This is a genomic window from Methylophaga sp. UBA5088, from assembly GCF_002414625.1.
Taxonomy (GTDB): Bacteria; Pseudomonadota; Gammaproteobacteria; order Nitrosococcales; family Methylophagaceae; genus Methylophaga; species Methylophaga marina.
This window is the reverse complement of sequence record NZ_DIAC01000022.1, coordinates 25,033-25,259: the sequence shown is the minus strand read 5'-3', so window position 1 is coordinate 25,259 and position 227 is coordinate 25,033. Positions and strand designations below refer to the sequence as shown.

At 38.8% G+C, this 227-nt stretch carries 1 protein-coding gene; it reads left to right on the top strand.

All coding sequences use genetic code 11. The features are described from left to right. Positions 1–202: hypothetical protein (locus B4K20_RS02905; RefSeq protein WP_289281816.1), on the top strand; the 202-nt coding region annotated here is incomplete at its 5' end. Positions 203–227 lie beyond the last annotated feature (25 nt).

The window sequence follows — 227 nt, the reverse complement described above, 5'->3', positions numbered from 1 at the left end:
TTTTTATTATTCATCTGACTATACACCAGTTGAGAACGGGAAATATGCCCGCCGTATCATCAAGTTAGGTCATCATTTGTATATTCATCTGTTTTCGATTCTGACATTTTCCTGTAACAGTGCTTATCTACACTATAGCTGGATGAACAATTCACCATTTAGCGGGGCCTTACTGTGTTGGATTTTTTTCATCAGTTGTTAATCAAAGCCAAACTCGTCGTGAGGCG